The organism is Streptomyces neyagawaensis (assembly GCF_023516595.1).
In the GTDB taxonomy this organism is placed as follows: Bacteria; Actinomycetota; Actinomycetes; order Streptomycetales; family Streptomycetaceae; genus Streptomyces; species Streptomyces neyagawaensis.
Genome location: NZ_JAMGBG010000023.1, coordinates 162,657 through 179,119, shown reverse-complemented (window position 1 = coordinate 179,119; position 16,463 = coordinate 162,657). Strand labels below are relative to the sequence as shown.

The window sequence follows — 16,463 nt, the reverse complement described above, 5'->3', positions numbered from 1 at the left end:
CGCGCGACGAGCGGCCGGTCGTACGAGAACAGGGGCGCCCGGTGGTCTCCACCGGGCGCCCCTGTCGTGCGCCGGTCCGGCCTCAGGCCGTTCGGGTGGTGTCCTTGACCAGCGGGGCCGGGCGGTCGCCGGGCTCGGCCGCCTGCTCCGGTCGCCGGGCGCCGCGCGGCTGGAGTTGACCGAACACGGTCGCGGCGAACGCGATGGCCATCCCGAGGAGCTGGAGGGGGGTGAGGGCCTGGCCGAGGGCGGCCCAGCCGATGACGGCGGCGGTCAGCGGGGAGAGGGGCCCGAGGAAGGTGACCTGGGTGGCGGAGAGGCGGCCGATGCCGCGGAACCAGACCCAGTAGGAGACGGCGGTGTTGGCGAGGGCGAGGTAGAGGTAGCCGCCGATGGCGCGGCCGTCCAGCGCGGGCGGCGCGCCCTCGACGAGGAGGGCGATCGGTGCGATGAGCAGGCCGCCGGCGGTCAGCTGCCAGCCGGTGAGCGCGAGCGGGCCCACGCCCTCGGGGCGCCCCCACCGCTTGGTGAGGACCACACCGGTCGACATGGAGGCGGTCGAGCCGAGCGCCGCGAGCACACCGATCGTGTCGAGCGCCCCGGCCGCCTTCAGCACGACCAGGCTGACGCCGAGCGCCGCGGCGATCCCGGTGAGCAGGGTCCGCACGGTCGGCCGCTCGCCCAGCAGCAGGGCCGCGAGTCCCGCGACGAACAGCGGCCCCACCGAGCCGACGACCGCCGCCATTCCGCCCGGCAGGCGGTACGCGGAGAGGAACAGCAGCGGGAAGAAGGCGCCGATGTTCAGCGCGCCCAGCACCGCCGCCTTCCCCCACCAGGCGCCGCGCGGCAGCGTCCGGGAGAGCGCCAGGAGCAGCAGCCCGGCGGGGAGCGCCCGCATCAGCCCGGTGAACAGGGGCCGGTCGGCCGGCAGGAACTCGGTGGTGACGGCGTAGGTCGTGCCCCAGGAGATGGGCGCGAGGGCGGTCAGGGCTATGAGGGGGAGACGGTTCGCGGTCATGGGACGCGCCCTTCGCGCTCGGCGGGGTGGGGACGGTGCGGGGGGGGACGGACGGTGGAGGTGACGCGACGGCGGTGGACGGCCACCGCCAGAATTACCTTGCTTGCCATTAGCTTAGCGCTAAGCAACTTTCCGTCAAGCCACTTTCTTGCGACCGACCGACACCCGCCGGATACTCGACCCATGACAGTGCGCCCCGAGTCCGACACGCCCCCGCGCGACCCCGTCGACGCGATCGTCGAGCAGTGGGCGGCCGTCCGCCCCGACCTCGACACCACCGCGATGGAGGTCTTCGGGCGCGTCTACCGGCTGTCCCGCACGCTCGGCGACCGCATGGAGAAGGAGTACGCGCGGTTCGGGATCTCGCGCGGCGAGTTCGACGTGCTCGCGACCCTGCGCCGGTCCGGCGAGCCGTACACCCTCTCGCCCCGTCAGCTCTCGGGGACCCTCATGCTCACCACCGGCGGGATGACCGGCCGCCTCGACAAGCTCGAACGGGCGGGTCTGCTGCGCCGCTCACCCGACCCGCACGACCGCCGCGCCCTTCAGGTCACCCTCACGGACGAGGGTCTGCGGGTGGTCGACGAGGCGGTGTCCGCGGGGCTCGCCGTCCAGGCGGAGGCGCTCGCCCACCTGGACGAGGAACAGGCCGGCCGACTGGCCGACCTGCTGCGCACACTCGTGCTGGGCACGGGCTCGTGACGCGCCGGGCCGTGTCCGACCCTGCGCGAGGCCGACGGGAAGCGGCGGACGCGGCCTAGATCGCGGTCGGCCTAGGACTTGGCCCCCAGCCACGTCGTCAGTGCCTCCTCGACCGCGCCGGTGTCGGCGTCGTCCGCTACCCAGGCCACATGGCCGTCGGGTCGCACGAGGACGGTGGTCCTGCGGTCGCTCGTCCAGGTCGCCACGGCCAGGCGTTCCTGACGGGACCCGGAGCCGGACGCGAGCGGGTCGCCCGGCGGGGAGGTCCGCGGGGTGACGCGGACGAAGCGGCCGCCGCGCAGCGTCTCGTGGAGGCGTCCGACGGAGAGGGCGACGTCGGGGACACGGGTCCCCACCGGCCGGTGGGCACGCCGCGGGGCGGGTTAGGCGTACCCGATGCCGGAGAGCTGGCCGATCATGCGGGCAGGGGCGGGGCCCACGTGGTTGAGGACCGTGGTGAGGGTGGCCCGGAACGCCAGCGTCCAGGGTCGCCTGGCCATGGCGAGCCGGACGATACCGCCGCTGCTGCGCAGCACCGCCCTGCCGACGGGGTGACGCTCGGCCCGGTAGGTGTCCAGGAGGGCGGGGTCCACGTGGCCGGACAACACGGCGACGAGCTTCCAGCCGAGGTTCGCCGCGTCCTGAAGCCCGGTGTTCATGCCCTGGCCGCCGGCCGGTGTGTGGACGTGGGCGGCGTCGCCCGCGAGGAAGACCCGGCCGACGTGGTAGGCCGGACGCCTGCCGCTCGTCGCTGTGGAACCGGGACATCCAGCGGGCGTCCCGCATGCCGTGATCCCGCCCGAGGGCGAGCCGGCCGCGCCGGTGTCCCGGTCACCCTTGCCGTCGATGTGCCGGATGTCGCTGCTACTGCCGCGGTTCCCGCCGACCGTCCTCCTGGGCCGCGAGGAGATCGTCGAGTGGCTGGGACCGACGGTGCAGCGGTACCTCACGGCGCCCGACCCGTAGCCGCGCCCCTGGACGGAACGCCCGGAAACACGACGAGGGCACCCTCGGCGCACGGGTGTGCGGAGGGTGCCCTCGGCGGAACGCCGTCAGTGGGGGTCGGTCAGACCTTCGCCTTGGCCTTGGGCTCGCGGTCCGTCGACCGGTCCAGGACCATCACCAGGCCGGTGATCAGCGCGAACAGCCCGATCGGCGCCACGACGTAGAGGCCGAGCGTCTCGATCACGCTGAGGCCCGGACCCGGGTCGTCTCCGTCGTCGGGCGTCAGTGCGAGCGCGGGGGACGACATGAGCAGCATCATCAGCGTCGTACCGGCGGCCAGGGCGCCGGCGCGCAGGGCGTTCTTCTTGTCCACGGGGCCAACGTATCCAACGCGGCGGAGGAGTGCGCGGGCGGGGGGTGGGGTGGGGGTGCGTCGGCGGGTGTGGGTGGGTGGGGGCTGATCGCGCCCACGCGGCGGAGCCGCATGTGTCACGCCCCGCGCCCCTGAAAAGCGACCGGGGCTGCGCCCGTGCTTTCAGGATGAAGGGCGGGCCGCAGGCCCGAACCCTTCAGGGGCGCGGGGAACTGCGCGAGAAACCACAACGCACCCGCACCCGCCAACGAACCCGCACCCCCGAGCTACAAGGCGCCCTGGCCCTCCCCGCGGCGCAGCACCTCCACCAGCGCCCGCAGCCGGGGCGACGCCGCCAGGTCCTCCAGGGTCACCGGCCGACCCCCGGCGTCAGCGATCGGCAGGCGCCAGTTCGGGTACTGGTCCCACGTGCCGGGCAGGTTCTGCGGTCGCCGGTCCCCCACCGCGTCGGGGAGCCAGAGGCCGATCATCCGGGCCGGGGTCCGCAGCAGGAACCGGTGGACGGCCTGGATCTCGGCCTCCTCGGAGGCCGCCGACAGGCCCCCGCTCGCCCCGTTCAGCAGGCCCAGGCGGCGCAGGACCGCCAGCCACTCGCTCGCGTCGGCGGCGGCCTCGGCCCGCTCCTCGGCCAGGGGTCGGGTCAGCAGGCCGAGCCGGTGGCGGAGGTCGACGTGGTCCCCGGTGAGCCGGGACGCGGTCGGCGGGAGGTCGTGGGTGGTGGCCGTGGCCAGGCAGTTCGCCCGCCACCGCTCGGGCGGCAGGGGATGTCCGTCGCCCTCCCAGTCCCGCTCGAACCACAGCACGGACGTGCCCAGCACGCCCCGCTCGTCGAGCGCCTCCCGTACGCCGGGCTCGACGGTGCCGAGGTCCTCGCCGATCACCAGTGCCCCGGCGCGGGCCGCCTCCAGGACGAGGATCGCGAGCATGGCGTCGGCGTCGTAGCGGACGTACGTGCCCTCCGTCGGCGGCCGGCCCTGCGGAACCCACCAGAGGCGGAACAGGCCCATGACGTGGTCGATGCGCAGGGCGCCCGCGTGGCGCAGGAGGGCGCGCAGGAGGCGGCGGTAGGGGGCGTAGCCGGACTCGGCGAGACGGTCGGGGCGCCAGGGCGGCAGACCCCAGTCCTGGCCGCGGGAGTTGAACGCGTCGGGGGGCGCGCCGATGGACATGCCGGCCGCGACGTACCGCTGCTGGGCCCAGGCGTCGGCCCCGCCGGGGTGGACGCCGACGGCGAGGTCGTGCACGAGGCCGATGGGCATGCCGGCGTCACGCGCCGAGCGCTGGGCGGCGCCGAGTTGGGCGTCGGTGAGCCAGGCGAGCCGGGTGTGGAAGTCGACGCGGTCCATCAGCTCGGCGCGGGCCCGGGCGGTCTCGGCGGAGCGCGGGTCGCGCAGACCCACGGGCCACCGGTGCCAGTCGGAGCCGTACACCTCCGCGAGGGCGCACCAGGTGGCGTGGTCCTCCAGTGCCTCGCCCTCCTCGGCGAGGAAGTCCCAGTAGGCGGCCAGTCGGCCGGGGCCGAGCGGGACGGCGCGCACCCGTTCCAGGGCCTGCCGTTTGAGTTCCCACACGGCGTCGCGGTCGATCAGCTCGCCCTTGTCGAGCACGGTCTCGCGCAGCCGTGCGGCGCGTTCCGGGAGGGTGCCCAGCACGTCGCCGTCGTCGTCGGCGAGTGCATAGGGGTACTCGGGGATGTCCTCGACGCGCAGATGGACCGGGTCGGGGTAGCGGCGCGAGGAGGGGCGGTACGGGGAGGGGTCGGTGGGGGCGCCGGGTACGGCCGCGTGCAGCGGGTTGACCTGGACGAATCCGGCGCCGAGGGCGCGGCCGGCCCAGGCGGTGAGTTCGGCGAGGTCGCCGAGGTCGCCCATGCCCCAGCTGCGCCGGGAGAGCAGGGAGTAGAGCTGGACGAGGAGGCCGTAGGTGCGTCCCGGCGGGGCGGGGAGGCGGGGCGGGGCGACGACGAGGTGGGCGTCGGCGGTGCGGCCGTCCGGGGTGGTGGCGCCGAGGGCGTGCACCCCGGCCGGCAGGTCCTGGACGGCGGTGCGCAGGCCGTCCCGGTCGGTGTCGTGGGTCTCGCCCTGCTCGGTCCGCACGCGCAGCCTGGTGCCGTCCGGGAGGGCGGTCAGGGCGGCGGGTGGTTCGCCGCCGCCCCAGTGCACCAGGGTCGGCGGCAGCAGGCGGGCGGCCAGTTGCCGTTCGCGGGCCGCGAGGGCCGCGTCGACCGCCTGGGGTGTGCTCGCGTCCACGTCCAGCGCCGCGAGGGCGGCGACGACCGCGCCCTCCGCGGCGGCGACCGTACGGTCCGGGGACGGGCGGTAGGAGGTGGCGACCCCGTACGACGCGGCGAGCCGCGCCAGCGGGGTCGGGTCCGACGGCTCCGTGGGGGCGCCGGACGGTGGTGGTTCTCCCGGGTCGGCCGGGCGTGGTGGCATCTAGACCCCCGATGCGGCGCCGTTGGACGTGGGTTCGCTGGTGAGGGGTGCCGCGTCCGCGAGGGGCGGCTCGCTGGTGAGGGGCTCGGCGTCCGGCAGCGGGGGCTCGCTGGTGAGCGGCGCCTCGGCGCAGGGACCCTCCGCGGTGAACACGCAGACATGGGGTTCGACGAGCCGGTGGGGCTCGAGGACGCGTTTGGAGCGGGCGGCCTGGGTCGGAAGGTGTACCGGTGCGGCCACGGGGGCCTCCTTGTCGTCGTACGACGGTGGATGTGCGGGTCCGGGGTACTCCAGCCCTACCCCGTGGACGCCGCCGCAGACGTGGCGGGGCGGAGATCGTGGCCCGGCTCACGCCGGACGGGCCGATGGGGACGAGAACCCGGGCCGCTATTCACTCAGTACATGTACTCAGTGCATACTGATCTCCATGAGCACCCGTCACATCCTGTTGGGGCTGCTCGCCAGGGGGCCGAGCCATGGCTACGACCTCAAGCGACGGCACGACGAACGCTTCCCGCAGGCCCGCCCGCTGGCCTACGGCCAGGTCTACACGACCCTCCAGCGGCTGGTCCGCGACGGACTCGCCGAGGTCGACGCCACCGAGGCGGACAGCGGCCCGGAGCGGACCGTGTACCGCTCGACGGACGAGGGGGCGCGCGAGCTGGCCGAGTGGGCCGGCGGGATCGCGCCGCCCGCGCCGTTCGTGACGAACGAGATCTTCGCCAAGCTCGTCGTGTCGATCCTCGCCGACGGCGACCCGGCCGCCTACCTCCGGGCGCAGCGCACCGCCCACATGGACCGGATGCGGGAGCTGACCGCCCTGAAGACCGCGCCGGGGGCCGACCTGTCGACCGTGCTCTCGGCGGACTACGCCCTCAACCACCTTGACGCCGACCTCCGCTGGATGACCACCACGGCGGCCCGGCTGACCCATCTGACCGCGGAGGTCGACCCAGCATGAGCGAGAACCACCCGGGCCCCGTGCCGCTCCTCGCGGCCCGCGGCCTCGTCAAGGCGCACGGCAGGACACGGGCGCTGCGGGGCGCCTCGCTGGAGCTGCGCGAGGGCGAGATCCTCGCCGTCACCGGGGCCAGCGGCAGCGGCAAGTCCACGTTGCTGCACTGCCTGGCCGGCATAGCGCGGCCGGACGAGGGATCGGTGACGTACGCCGGCGAGCGGCTGGACCGGCTGCCCGAGAAACGGCTCAGCGAACTGCGCCGGACCGACTTCGGGGTCGTCTTCCAGTTCGGGCAGCTGATCCCGGAGCTGACCGCCGTCGACAATGTGGCGCTGCCGCTGCTGCTGGCCGGTACCGGTCGCGGCGAGGCGCGGGCGCGGGCCGGTGAGTGGCTGGAGCGGTTCGGTGTCCGCGGCCAGGAGGAGCAGCGGCCCGGCGAACTGAGCGGCGGCCAGGCCCAGCGGGTGTCGCTGGCGCGGGCGCTGGTGACGGGGCCGCGGGTGGTGTTCGCGGACGAGCCGACCGGGGCGCTGGACTCGCTGGCGAGCGAGCAGGTGATGACGGCGCTGGTGCACACGGCCCGGGAGTCCGGTACGGCGGTGCTGCTGATCACGCACGACGCGCAGACCGCGGCGTACGCGGACCGCGAGGTCACGCTGGAGGACGGCGTCGTGGTCTCCGGGGCCGGGGCGCCGCTGGGGGTGTCGCGTTGAAGTCCCTCGCGAACGACCTCCGCCTCGCCTATCTGCTGACGCGGGGCTCGGACCGCCGGGAGTGGTGGCGGGTCACACTGACCGCCCTGGGCGCCGCGCTGGCGACGGGTTTCGGGCTGGCCGCGACCGTGCTGGCCTCGCTCCAGGGTCGCTACCGCCTTCCGGTGGGCAACGGCCTGCTGGACAACCCCGGCGAGCGTTCCGGGGTGATCCTCACCCTGCTGCTCCTGCTGGTGCCGGTCCTGGGCTTCCTCGGCCAGTGCGCCCGTGTGGGCGCCGTGCACCGTGACCGGCGGCTGGCCGGGCTGCGGCTGGCCGGGGCGTCGGTGGGGCAGGTGCGCCGGATCGCGGCGCTGGAGACCGGGATCGCGTGTCTGATCGGCTCGCTGGTCGTCACCGTCTTCTTCGTGCTGTTCCTGCTGCGCGAGTGGCACAGCCCGTCCGCCCTCGCCTGGGCGGGGATCGCCCTGGTGTCGCTGGGGGTGCCCGCCCTGGGGGCGCTGGTGAGCGTGCTGGCCCTGCGCCGTGTGGTGGCCTCCCCGCTGGGCTGGGTCCGGCGGGTGGGGCCGAGCACGGGCCGGGGTCCGCAGTGGGTGTTCCTGGGGGCGTTGGCGCTGCTGGTGCTGGTGGCGCTGGCAGCCGTCGCGGCCACGAACATGAACATGCCCGACCACACGTTCAGCCACGCGCCGCTGACGGTGTGCGGGGCACTGCTCGCGGTGGGGGCGGGCGCCGTGCTGTTCTCGGGCGGGGTCTCGAAGCTCACTGGCCGGCTGCTCTCCGGCCGCACGGGCAACCCGGCGGCTCTGATCGCCGCCGAGCGGCTCCGCGAGGACCCGTGGGCGTCGGCCCGTACCCACGCGGCCGTCCTGATGGGGACCGTGGCCGGCAGCGGGTTCCTCGGGGTGCGGGCGGTACTGGTGGCGACGATGGCCGAGCCCGTCCACCTGGCGCGGCCGGACGGCTTCTACCTCGCCGGCCTGAACCTCACCGCCGCCGCGATCCTCGTCGGCTTCGTCATCACCCTCTTCGCACTGGCCGTGGGCACCGCCGAGTCGCTCGCCACCCGGCGCCGGGGACTCGCCGCGCAGGTCGCGGCAGGGGTGCCGTACGAGGTGCTGGGGCGCGCGCTGCTCCTGGAGACGGCGCTGCCGCTGCTGCCGTCGCTGCTGGTGGCCGGGGCCGGCGGCACCGGCATCGCCTTCACCTACGCCCTGGTCCTGGGCGGCGGTTCGGTCCTGCCGTTCGACGCGCTGCTGGTCCCCGTCGTGGTGTTCGGCGCCTGTGTGCTGGCGGCGGCCACGTCGCTGCCGCTGCTGCGCCGGTCGGTGCGGCCGGCCGAGCTGCGGTACGCGTAGCGCAGGGCGCTCCGGGGGGTACGGGGGTACTCCCAGGGCGCGGAACGACCGTGGGGGCGCCCGGAGAGATCCGGGCGCCCCCACGGTCGTGTGCGAGCGGGCGCGGGCCGCGCGGCGGCGGTACGCCGCGTGCCCTACTTCGTCGGCACGCCCGACGGGGTGATCGGCGTGGCCCGCTCCGACTGCGGTGAGGTCGAGTTGGCGTACACCGACGGGGGCGAGACGGCGGCCGCGGGATCGTCGTCCGGGCCGTCGGGCTGCGCCGGTATGCCCCCGACGATGCGGATGTCGGCGGCGTCGAAGGCCTTCTTGATGCGCCAGCGCAGCTCACGCTCGATGGTGAGGGCCTTGCCGGGCATGGTCTTGGCGGAGACGCGGACGACCATCGACTCCAGGAGCAGGTCGTCCAGGCCGAGGACCTCGATCGGGCCCCACAGCAACTCGTTCCAGGGCTCCTCCTTGCTCATCGCCTCGCCGACCTCCGTCAGGGTGCGGCGGACCTTGTCGAGGTCCTCGTCGGCACGGACGGTGACGTCGACCCCGGCGGTGGCCCAGCCCTGGGAGAGGTTGCCGATGCGCTTGACCTCGCCGTTGCGGACGTACCAGATCTCGCCCTGGTCGCCGCGGAGCTTGGTGACGCGCAGGCCGACCTCGATGACCTCGCCGGAGGCGACGCCCGCGTCGACGGTGTCACCGACGCCGTACTGGTCCTCCAGGATCATGAAGACGCCGGAGAGGAAGTCCGTGACCAGGTTCCGGGCGCCGAAACCGATCGCGACGCCCGCGACACCGGCGGAGGCCAGCAGCGGGGCGAGGTTGATCTCGAACGTGGCGAGGACCATCAGGGCGGCCGTGCCCAGGATCAGGAAGGACGCCACGGAGCGCAGCACCGAGCCGATGGCCTGGGAGCGCTGGCGGCGCCGCTCCACGTTGACCAGCAGCCCGCCGAGGGTGGAGCCCTCGGTGGTCGGCACGGAGCGGTTCATCCGGTCGATGAGCTTGGTGATCGCCCGCCGGACCACCACTCTCAGCACCGCCGCGATGACCACGATCAGCAGCACGCGCAGACCGATGGCCAGCCATGTGGACCAGTTCTCCTCCACCCAGCTGGCGGCGTTGGTCGCGCTCTCCTGAGCGTCCTCCAGGGTGGGCACCGCGGGCGTCGTCGGCGTCTCGGAAGGGGACGGCGACGGCGACGCGGCGGCCAGTAGGAGGGGCAGGGACGAAACGGGCGACACGGCGGGTACCTCCAGGTGCGTTATCCGCCCCCCGGTACGGCGGTCAAGATCGATCAGGTCACGGAAAGGTCACCGGAGGAGCAGACCCACCACACTAACGGGGCATTGTGTGGAGGTCGTAGCGATGTTCGAGGGAGACAGGGCGCTCACCAGGGAGTGAAGGGCGCACGCAGCGGGGGATGAATCAAGGTGTGGTCGAAAACACTCCCAGCCCGTTACCGGGACATGGTGGCGCTTCCACCTGGCCTGAGGAGAGACTGACTACGGATCGTCCACGGCGCGAGCCACGCGCCGCCGGCGTACAAGGAGGCATCCGTGCCGCATGTCCTGGTCCTCAACGCGTCGTACGAGCCGCTCGGCGTCGTACCGCTCCGCCGCGCGCTCGTCCTCGTCCTGGAGAACAAGGCCGTCTCCCTGGAGGAATCCGGCGCCTTCATGCACAGCGCGACCGTCACAGTCCCCGCACCCAGCGTGGTCCGGCTCAAGCGATTCGTCCGGGTTCCCTATCGGGGGCCCGTTCCTCTGACCCGTCGGGCGCTGTTCGCGCGTGACGGGGGCCGGTGCATGTACTGCGGTGGCGTCGCAACCAGCGTCGACCACGTCATCCCGCGCAGCCGCGGGGGCAAGCACGTCTGGGACAACGTCGTCGCGTCGTGCCGTCGTTGCAATCACGTCAAGGCCGACCGTCATCTCGTCGAGATCGGCTGGCGGCTGCGCCACAAACCCGCTCCGCCCACCGGTCTGGCCTGGCGCATCATCGGGACCGGCCATAGGGACCCGCGCTGGCTGCCCTACCTCCAGCCGTACGGCGCGGACGACGCTCTGGCCCGGATCGACGGCATCTCCGCCTGACGGTCCGGGCCTTCGCATCGCCGGACGCCCCCGCCGGACAGTCGGCCGAGGGGCGTCCGCGCATGGTCGCCGGACGCCTCACCCGGACCACTCACACCCACCTGACCAGGTGTTTTGTCGCAGCCTTCACAGCCGCCCCGTATTCCCCGCACATCGGTGATCGTTTAGTGTCACCCCAACAGCGGGCCCTTGTTCTGGAGCGCCATGCCCGGGGGCCCGCTTCGAATGTGGGGAATTCATGCGAAAGCTCGCCATAGGTGCCGTCGTCTCCGGCGCCCTGGCTCTCACCGGCCTCGCCGCGCCCTCCGCGCTGGCCGACTCGCCGAACCTGAGCTTCGGCGCCGTCACGGTGAACAACGGCAAGCCGATCGTGGTCGGCGTCAAGGACACAGTGGCCGTCCCGGTCACGTACAGCTTCACCCGCCCGGCGGACCTCGTCATCGATCACGAGAAGAACGTCCTGGCCATCGCCCTGTACCGGGGCCGGCTCGCCAGCCCCTCCAACGGACTCGAAGGCTCGACGAAGCAGCCCGTCTGCACCACCACGGCCACCACCGACACCACGGTGACGCAGACCTGCACGACGAAGATCACCGTCGACCCGCGCGAGAACCTGATGAGCGCCGAGGACGCCACCACCTGGAAGGTCGCCGCCCTCTACGGCCACACGTCCATCGACGAGGACGACTCCGACGACCACATCAGCTTCGAGAGCGGCTTCGACATCTGGGGCAACCTCGGCACCGCCAAGCTCCAGCGCGCCGCGAAGCTCACCGTGAACGCCGCCCCGGAACCGGTCGTCAAGGGCCGGACCCTGACCGTCAAGGGCGCGCTGACCCGCGCGAACTGGGAGACCCGCAGCTACACCGGTTACAAGGGCCAGACGGTGACGCTCCAGTTCAAGGCGGCCGGCACCACGTCCTACACCGATGTGAAGACGGTGACCTCCGGCACCGGCGGCGCCCTGTCCACCACGGTGACGGCCACCAAGGACGGCTCGTACCGCTACACGTTCGCGGGTACGTCGACGACCGCGGCCAAGACGTCCGCCGGCGACGCCGTCGACGTCAAGTAACGCCCCTCCCGCACCCCTCCCGCATCGCGGGCACCACCCCCGGGTAACGACTCCGTTGCCCGGGGGCTTTTTCGTCCGACCCGTATTGACTCACCCCTGGTCTAGTCCTATCTTCCTGGCATCCGATAGGAAACCTTCCTAATAGTTCGGCGGTGACGCTCCCCATGGCTGGAACCCCTCGCGTACTGCGCGCCATGAACGACCGCGCCGCGCTCGACCTGCTGCTGGAGCACGGGCCGCTGTCGCGGACCCGGATAGGGAAGCTCACCGGGCTGTCGAAGCCGACCGCCTCACAGCTCCTCGCCCGCCTGGAGGCCGCCGGGCTCGTCATCGCCACCGGCACCGACACCGACGGTCCCGGCGACAGCGGCTCCGGCGCGGGCCGGCCCGGACCCAATGCCCAGCTGTACGCGGTCAACCCGACCGCCGCGTACGCCGCCGGCCTCGACGTCACCCCCGAGCGCGTACTCGCCGCCGTCGCCGACATCACCGGCCGCACGGTCGGCGAGCACGCCGTCCCCACCCCCGGACGGCGCCCCGCCGAGCCCGTCGCACGCCAGGTCACCGCCGCGCTCGACGGGGCGGTCAAGGCCGCCGGGCTCATACGGTCCGACGTCCGCCGGCTGGTCATCGGCACGCCCGGCGCGTTCGACCCCACCACGGGTCGACTGCGCTACGCCTCGCACCTGCCCGGCTGGCACTCACCCGCGCTGCTCGACGACATCGCCGCCGCGCTGCCGATGCCGGTCGAGTACGAGAACGACGTGAACCTCGTCGCCCTCGCCGAACAGCGGCTGGGCGCGGCCAAGGGCCACGACGACTTCGTTCTGCTGTGGAACGAGGGCGGCATCGGCGCCGCGGTCGTCCTCGGCGGGCGGCTGCACCGGGGCTTCACCGGGGGCGCCGGGGAGGTCGGCTTCCTGCCCGTCCCCGGTGTGCCGCTGGTCCGCCATGTCACCAAGGCGAACAGCGGGGGCTTCCAGGAGCTCGCCGGTTCGCAGGTCATCCCGCGGCTCGCCCGGGAGCTGGGCATCACGCCGGTGCCGGACGGGCCGTACGCCGAGGTCGCGGCGGACCTCGTGGGGCGGGCCGCCGATGTGAACTCCGGTCCGCACCGGCGCCTCCTGGCCACGTACGCCACGAGCGTCGCGACCGGGCTGGCCTCGCTGGTGTCCGTCCTCGATCCCGAGCTGATCGTGCTGAGCGGCTCGGCGCTCACCTCGGGCGGGGAGCCGCTGCGGGCCCTCGTCCAGGCCGAGCTGGGAGAACTCGCCGCGTCCCGGCCCCGGCTCGTCCTCGGTGACGTGCTCGAACGCCCCGTGCTGCGGGGGGCGTTGGAGAGCGCGCTCGCCACCACGCGCGACGAGGTCTTCGACACGTTGACGCTCCGCTGAATCCGCACGTTGACGCTCCACTGATTCCGCCGGTCCCCAGGCCGCTCGACAACTGAGGGCTCGTCGCCTCCGGTTCGCACCCACGCGGTGGAGCCACGCGCCCCCGCACCCGCACCCCTCACGGCTTCCCCGGCTCATCCCTCTCCCCCTCCCCCGTCTTCCTCCCTTCCCCTCGCCCACTCCTTCCTCAGGAGGCACCTCCATGTCCGGAATATCCAAGAACGCGGCGATCGCTCTCGCCGCCACCGCCTCCCTCGCCCTGCTCGCCACCGCCTGCACCGGGCAGTCCTCGGCCGGTGCGAACGACGACCCCGACGCCAAGACGACCATCACCTTCTGGCACGGCTGGAGCGCACCGGCCGAGGTCGAGGCGATCCAGGAGAACGTGGACCGGTTCGAGAAGGCGCACCCCAACATCACCGTGAAGGTCGTCGGGAACATCAATGACGACAAGCTCAACCAGGCCCTGCGGGCGGGCGGTTCGAACGGGCCGGACGTGGTGTCGTCGTTCACCACGTCCAACGTCGGCAAGTTCTGCTCGTCGGGCGCGTTCCTCGACCTGAAGCCGTTCATCGAGAAGTCGAAGCTCGACCTCGACAAGATCATCCCGAAGCCGATGCTGGACTACACGCAGTTCGACGGCACCCGCTGCGCCCTGCCGCTGCTCGGTGACGCGTACGGCCTCTACTACAACAAGGACGCGTTCGAGAAGGCAGGCATCACGTCCCCGCCGAAGACGTGGTCGGAGTTCGCGAAGGACGCGAAGAAGCTGACGAAGCCCAAGGGAGACGGCTACGCCCAGCTCGGCTTCATGCCGAACTACCACGGCTACGAGACGGTCGTGGACCACTACATGTCCCAGTGGGACCACGCGTACTTCGACGCGGACGGCAGGTCGAACATCGCCAAGGACCCGGCGTTCGCGGAGATGTTCAGGTTCCAGAAGGGGCTGGTGGATTCCCTCGGCGGCTTCCAGAAGCTGGAGAGGTACCGGAACACCTTCGGTGACGAGTGGGGCGCCAAGCACCCGTTCCAGACCGGTCAGGTGGCCATGCAGCTGGACGGCGAGTGGCGGCTCGGGATGGCCGAGGCGGCCGGTGTGGACTTCGAGATCGGCACCGCGCCCCTGCCCGTCGCGGACGACGAGGTCGACGAGTACGGCAAGGGCTTCCTCTCCGGCACGATCATCGGCATCGCCCCGCAGAGCGGGAAGCAGAACGCGGCCTGGGAGCTGGTGAAGTACCTGACGACGGACACCGAGGCCGTGGTCTCCTTCGCCAACGCCATCCACAACGTGCCGTCCACCTTCGCGGCGCTGAAGTCGCCCGAGCTGAAGGCGGACCCCGGCTTCAGGACGTTCCTGGACATCGCCCAGCACCCCGATTCCAACACACCCCCGGCGTCCGTCAACGGCTCGACGTACCAGACGACGCTCCAGGACTTCGGCTACCAGTACGAGTCCGGGAAGGTGAAGAACCTCCAGGAGGGGCTGGAGAAGACCGCGAAGCAGATCGACACCGACATCGAGCAGGCGAAGTAGCCTCCGATGGCCACGCACACTCTCCGCGCGAAGCGCCGCAGGTCGGCGCTTCGGACGGTGGCCTTCCTGTCACCGTGGCTGATCGGGTTCGGCGTCTTCTTCGCCTATCCGCTGGTGTCCACCGTGTACTTCTCGTTGATGAAGTACGACGGCTTCGGGACGCCCGTCTTCCGCGGCCCGGGCAACTGGGCCTACGTCTTCCAGGACTACCCGCTGTTCTGGCCGGCCCTGCGCAACACCCTCTGGCTGGTGCTGGTGATGGTGACGTGCCGGGTGGTGTTCGGCCTCGGCGTCGGCCTCCTCATCACGAAGATCAAGACCGGTACGGGTGTCTTCCGGACCCTGTTCTATCTGCCGTACCTGGCCCCGCCGGTCGCCGCGACGCTGGCCTTCGTCTTCCTGCTCAACCCGGGCACCGGCCCGGTCAACTCCCTCCTCGACGGCCTCGGGCTGCCGACGCCGGGCTGGTTCACCGACCCCGCCTGGTCCAAGCCGGCGCTCACCGCGCTCGCGTTGTGGGGGGTCGGCGACCTCATGGTCATCTTCATGGCCGCCCTGCTCGACGTGCCGAGGGAGCAGTACGAGGCCGCCGAGCTGGACGGGACGTCGGCGTGGCAGAGGTTCCGGTACGTGACGCTGCCGAACATCTCGCCGATCGTGATGTTCGCCGTGGTCACGGGCGTGATCCAGACCATGCAGTACTACACGCAGCCGCTGGTGGCGGGGAAGGTGGCCTCCGGGATCATCGGCGGCTCCGGGCAGCAGTTCGAGCCGGGATACCCGGACAAGTCGACGCTGACCCTGCCCCAGCTCGTCTACAACCTCGGTTTCCAGCGCTTCGACTACGGCGCCGCCTGCGTGGTCGCGCTCGTGCTGTTCGCGCTGTCCATGGCGTTCACCGCGCTGCTGATGCGGCGCAGGGGCGGACTGATCGGAGCGGCCGACTGATGTCCCAGGTACTCGACAAGCCCGTCCACGTGGACGCCTCCACGGCACGCTCCGGCGGCTCCGGGAGCGAACGCGCGGCCCGCCGCCGGGCGGTCCTGGAGTGGATCGCCGTGCACTCGCTCGGCGTCACCGCCGCCCTCTTCTTCACCCTGCCCTTCGTGTTCGTCGTCCTGACCTCGCTGATGAGCGACCAGCAGGCCCTCACCCGCGATCTCGTCCCGGACACCTGGGAGTGGGACAACTACCGGCAGGTCCTCGACACCCCCGGCTTTCTGACCTGGTGGCGCAACACCCTGCTCTACGCGGGCCTCGGCACGGTCCTCACCGTCGTGTCGTCCGTCCCCGTGGCGTACGCGCTCGCCAAGTTCCGCTTCCGGGGCCGGAACCTGGCGCTGATGCTGGTCATCTCGATGATGATGCTGCCGCCGCAGGTGGTCGTCATCCCGATGTACCTGTTCTGGGCCAAGCAGCTGGACCTGTCGGGCTCGCTCTGGCCGCTGATCGTCCCCATGGCGTTCGGCGACGCGTTCTCGATCTTCCTGCTGCGGCAGTTCCTGACGACGATCCCGAACGAGTACCTCGACGCGGCCCGCGTGGACGGCTGCGGCGAACTGCGGACCCTGCTGCGAGTGGTCCTGCCGATGGCCAAGCCGGGCATAGCGGCCGTGGCCCTCTTCCAGTTCTTCTACGCCTGGAACGACTACTTCGGCCCCCAGATCTACGCCTCCGAGAACCCCGCCGCCTGGACCCTGTCCTACGGCCTGGAGTCCTTCAAGGGCGCGCACCACACCGACTGGAACCTGACCATGGCCGCGACCGTCCTGGTCATGGCCCCCGTGATCCTCGTCTTCTTCTTCGCCCAGAAGGCGTTCGTCGAGGGCGTCACCCTGACCGGAGTGAAGGGTTGATACGCA

General features: G+C 72.2%; 15 protein-coding genes and 1 pseudogene. 10 read left to right on the top strand and 6 right to left on the bottom strand.

Annotation, left to right across the window (positions count from 1 at the left end; genetic code table 11):
• Positions 1-82: 82 nt before the first annotated feature.
• Positions 83-1,018 carry an EamA family transporter gene (locus M8J73_RS12405; RefSeq protein ID WP_249828601.1) on the bottom strand — a complete coding sequence of 312 codons (936 nt, stop codon included), beginning with the start codon at positions 1,016-1,018 and terminating at the stop codon, positions 83-85.
• A 183-nt stretch (positions 1,019-1,201) separates the two neighbouring features.
• On the opposite strand from M8J73_RS12405, the gene M8J73_RS12400 reads away from it, so the two are divergent.
• Positions 1,202-1,720 carry a MarR family winged helix-turn-helix transcriptional regulator gene (locus tag M8J73_RS12400; protein ID WP_055543325.1) on the top strand — a complete coding sequence of 173 codons (519 nt, stop codon included), beginning with the start codon at positions 1,202-1,204 and terminating at the stop codon, positions 1,718-1,720.
• A 71-nt stretch (positions 1,721-1,791) separates the two neighbouring features.
• Here M8J73_RS12400 and M8J73_RS44785 read toward each other — a convergent pair.
• From M8J73_RS44785 to M8J73_RS12375, 4 genes and pseudogenes are all read right to left on the bottom strand, one after another.
• A pseudogene (locus tag M8J73_RS44785) lies at positions 1,792-2,533 on the bottom strand (FAD-dependent monooxygenase); the annotation flags it as partial.
• Between the two features lie 253 nt (positions 2,534-2,786).
• The gene (locus M8J73_RS12385) at positions 2,787-3,038 is read right to left on the bottom strand and encodes a hypothetical protein (RefSeq protein ID WP_055543326.1); all 252 of its coding nucleotides are present in this window, start codon (positions 3,036-3,038) and stop codon (positions 2,787-2,789) included.
• A 266-nt stretch (positions 3,039-3,304) separates the two neighbouring features.
• Positions 3,305-5,473 carry a 4-alpha-glucanotransferase gene (gene malQ / locus M8J73_RS12380; RefSeq protein WP_249828600.1) on the bottom strand — a complete coding sequence of 723 codons (2,169 nt, stop codon included), beginning with the start codon at positions 5,471-5,473 and terminating at the stop codon, positions 3,305-3,307.
• A complete protein-coding gene (locus M8J73_RS12375; protein ID WP_055538389.1) occupies positions 5,474-5,713 on the bottom strand; it encodes a hypothetical protein in 240 nt (79 codons plus the stop codon). It abuts the gene before it with no gap.
• 187 nt (positions 5,714-5,900) lie between these two features.
• On the opposite strand from M8J73_RS12375, the gene M8J73_RS12370 reads away from it, so the two are divergent.
• From M8J73_RS12370 to M8J73_RS12360, 3 genes are read left to right on the top strand one after another with little or no spacing between them, the layout of a single operon-like run.
• Positions 5,901-6,434 carry a PadR family transcriptional regulator gene (locus M8J73_RS12370; protein WP_055538388.1) on the top strand — a complete coding sequence of 178 codons (534 nt, stop codon included), beginning with the start codon at positions 5,901-5,903 and terminating at the stop codon, positions 6,432-6,434.
• Positions 6,431-7,144 carry an ABC transporter ATP-binding protein gene (locus tag M8J73_RS12365; protein WP_055538387.1) on the top strand — a complete coding sequence of 238 codons (714 nt, stop codon included), beginning with the start codon at positions 6,431-6,433 and terminating at the stop codon, positions 7,142-7,144. Before M8J73_RS12370 ends, M8J73_RS12365 begins: the two co-directional genes overlap by 4 nt.
• Positions 7,141-8,502 (top strand): hypothetical protein, encoded by a 1,362-nt coding sequence (locus tag M8J73_RS12360; protein ID WP_055538386.1) that lies wholly within the window; start codon positions 7,141-7,143, stop codon positions 8,500-8,502. Before M8J73_RS12365 ends, M8J73_RS12360 begins: the two co-directional genes overlap by 4 nt.
• A gap of 134 nt (positions 8,503-8,636) precedes the next feature.
• Here the strand turns inward: M8J73_RS12360 and M8J73_RS12355 are convergent, their stop codons facing one another.
• On the bottom strand, positions 8,637-9,740 hold the full coding sequence (locus tag M8J73_RS12355; RefSeq protein WP_055538385.1) for a mechanosensitive ion channel family protein: 1,104 nt from the start codon (positions 9,738-9,740) through the stop codon (positions 8,637-8,639).
• A gap of 315 nt (positions 9,741-10,055) precedes the next feature.
• On the opposite strand from M8J73_RS12355, the gene M8J73_RS12350 reads away from it, so the two are divergent.
• From M8J73_RS12350 to M8J73_RS12325, 6 genes are all read left to right on the top strand, one after another.
• Positions 10,056-10,592: an HNH endonuclease gene (locus M8J73_RS12350; RefSeq protein WP_055538384.1), complete on the top strand. Its 537-nt coding sequence runs from the start codon at positions 10,056-10,058 to the stop codon at positions 10,590-10,592.
• 238 nt (positions 10,593-10,830) lie between these two features.
• The gene (locus M8J73_RS12345) at positions 10,831-11,667 is read left to right on the top strand and encodes a hypothetical protein (RefSeq protein WP_055538383.1); all 837 of its coding nucleotides are present in this window, start codon (positions 10,831-10,833) and stop codon (positions 11,665-11,667) included.
• Between the two features lie 164 nt (positions 11,668-11,831).
• Positions 11,832-13,061, top strand: a complete 1,230-nt coding sequence (locus tag M8J73_RS12340) for an ROK family transcriptional regulator (RefSeq protein WP_249828599.1) — start codon at positions 11,832-11,834, stop codon at positions 13,059-13,061.
• A 202-nt stretch (positions 13,062-13,263) separates the two neighbouring features.
• Positions 13,264-14,601: an ABC transporter substrate-binding protein gene (locus M8J73_RS12335; protein WP_249828598.1), complete on the top strand. Its 1,338-nt coding sequence runs from the start codon at positions 13,264-13,266 to the stop codon at positions 14,599-14,601.
• A gap of 6 nt (positions 14,602-14,607) precedes the next feature.
• The gene (locus M8J73_RS12330) at positions 14,608-15,549 is read left to right on the top strand and encodes a carbohydrate ABC transporter permease (RefSeq protein ID WP_055543210.1); all 942 of its coding nucleotides are present in this window, start codon (positions 14,608-14,610) and stop codon (positions 15,547-15,549) included.
• Complete coding sequence (locus M8J73_RS12325) at positions 15,549-16,457, top strand: carbohydrate ABC transporter permease (RefSeq protein WP_055543209.1); 909 nt, start codon at positions 15,549-15,551, stop codon at positions 16,455-16,457. The genes M8J73_RS12330 and M8J73_RS12325 overlap by 1 nt, the downstream gene beginning before the upstream one ends.
• The last annotated feature ends 6 nt before the right edge of the window (positions 16,458-16,463 follow it).

Coding starts and splice junctions, on each gene's coding strand:
- M8J73_RS12405 (WP_249828601.1), bottom strand. CDS start 1,018: ATGACCGCGAACCGTCTCCCCCTCATAGCCCTGACCGCCCTCGCGCCC.
- M8J73_RS12400 (WP_055543325.1), top strand. CDS start 1,202: ATGACAGTGCGCCCCGAGTCCGACACGCCCCCGCGCGACCCCGTCGAC.
- malQ (WP_249828600.1), bottom strand. CDS start 5,473: ATGCCACCACGCCCGGCCGACCCGGGAGAACCACCACCGTCCGGCGCC.
- M8J73_RS12370 (WP_055538388.1), top strand. CDS start 5,901: ATGAGCACCCGTCACATCCTGTTGGGGCTGCTCGCCAGGGGGCCGAGC.
- M8J73_RS12365 (WP_055538387.1), top strand. CDS start 6,431: ATGAGCGAGAACCACCCGGGCCCCGTGCCGCTCCTCGCGGCCCGCGGC.
- M8J73_RS12345 (WP_055538383.1), top strand. CDS start 10,831: ATGCGAAAGCTCGCCATAGGTGCCGTCGTCTCCGGCGCCCTGGCTCTC.
- M8J73_RS12340 (WP_249828599.1), top strand. CDS start 11,832: ATGGCTGGAACCCCTCGCGTACTGCGCGCCATGAACGACCGCGCCGCG.
- M8J73_RS12335 (WP_249828598.1), top strand. CDS start 13,264: ATGTCCGGAATATCCAAGAACGCGGCGATCGCTCTCGCCGCCACCGCC.
- M8J73_RS12330 (WP_055543210.1), top strand. CDS start 14,608: ATGGCCACGCACACTCTCCGCGCGAAGCGCCGCAGGTCGGCGCTTCGG.
- M8J73_RS12325 (WP_055543209.1), top strand. CDS start 15,549: ATGTCCCAGGTACTCGACAAGCCCGTCCACGTGGACGCCTCCACGGCA.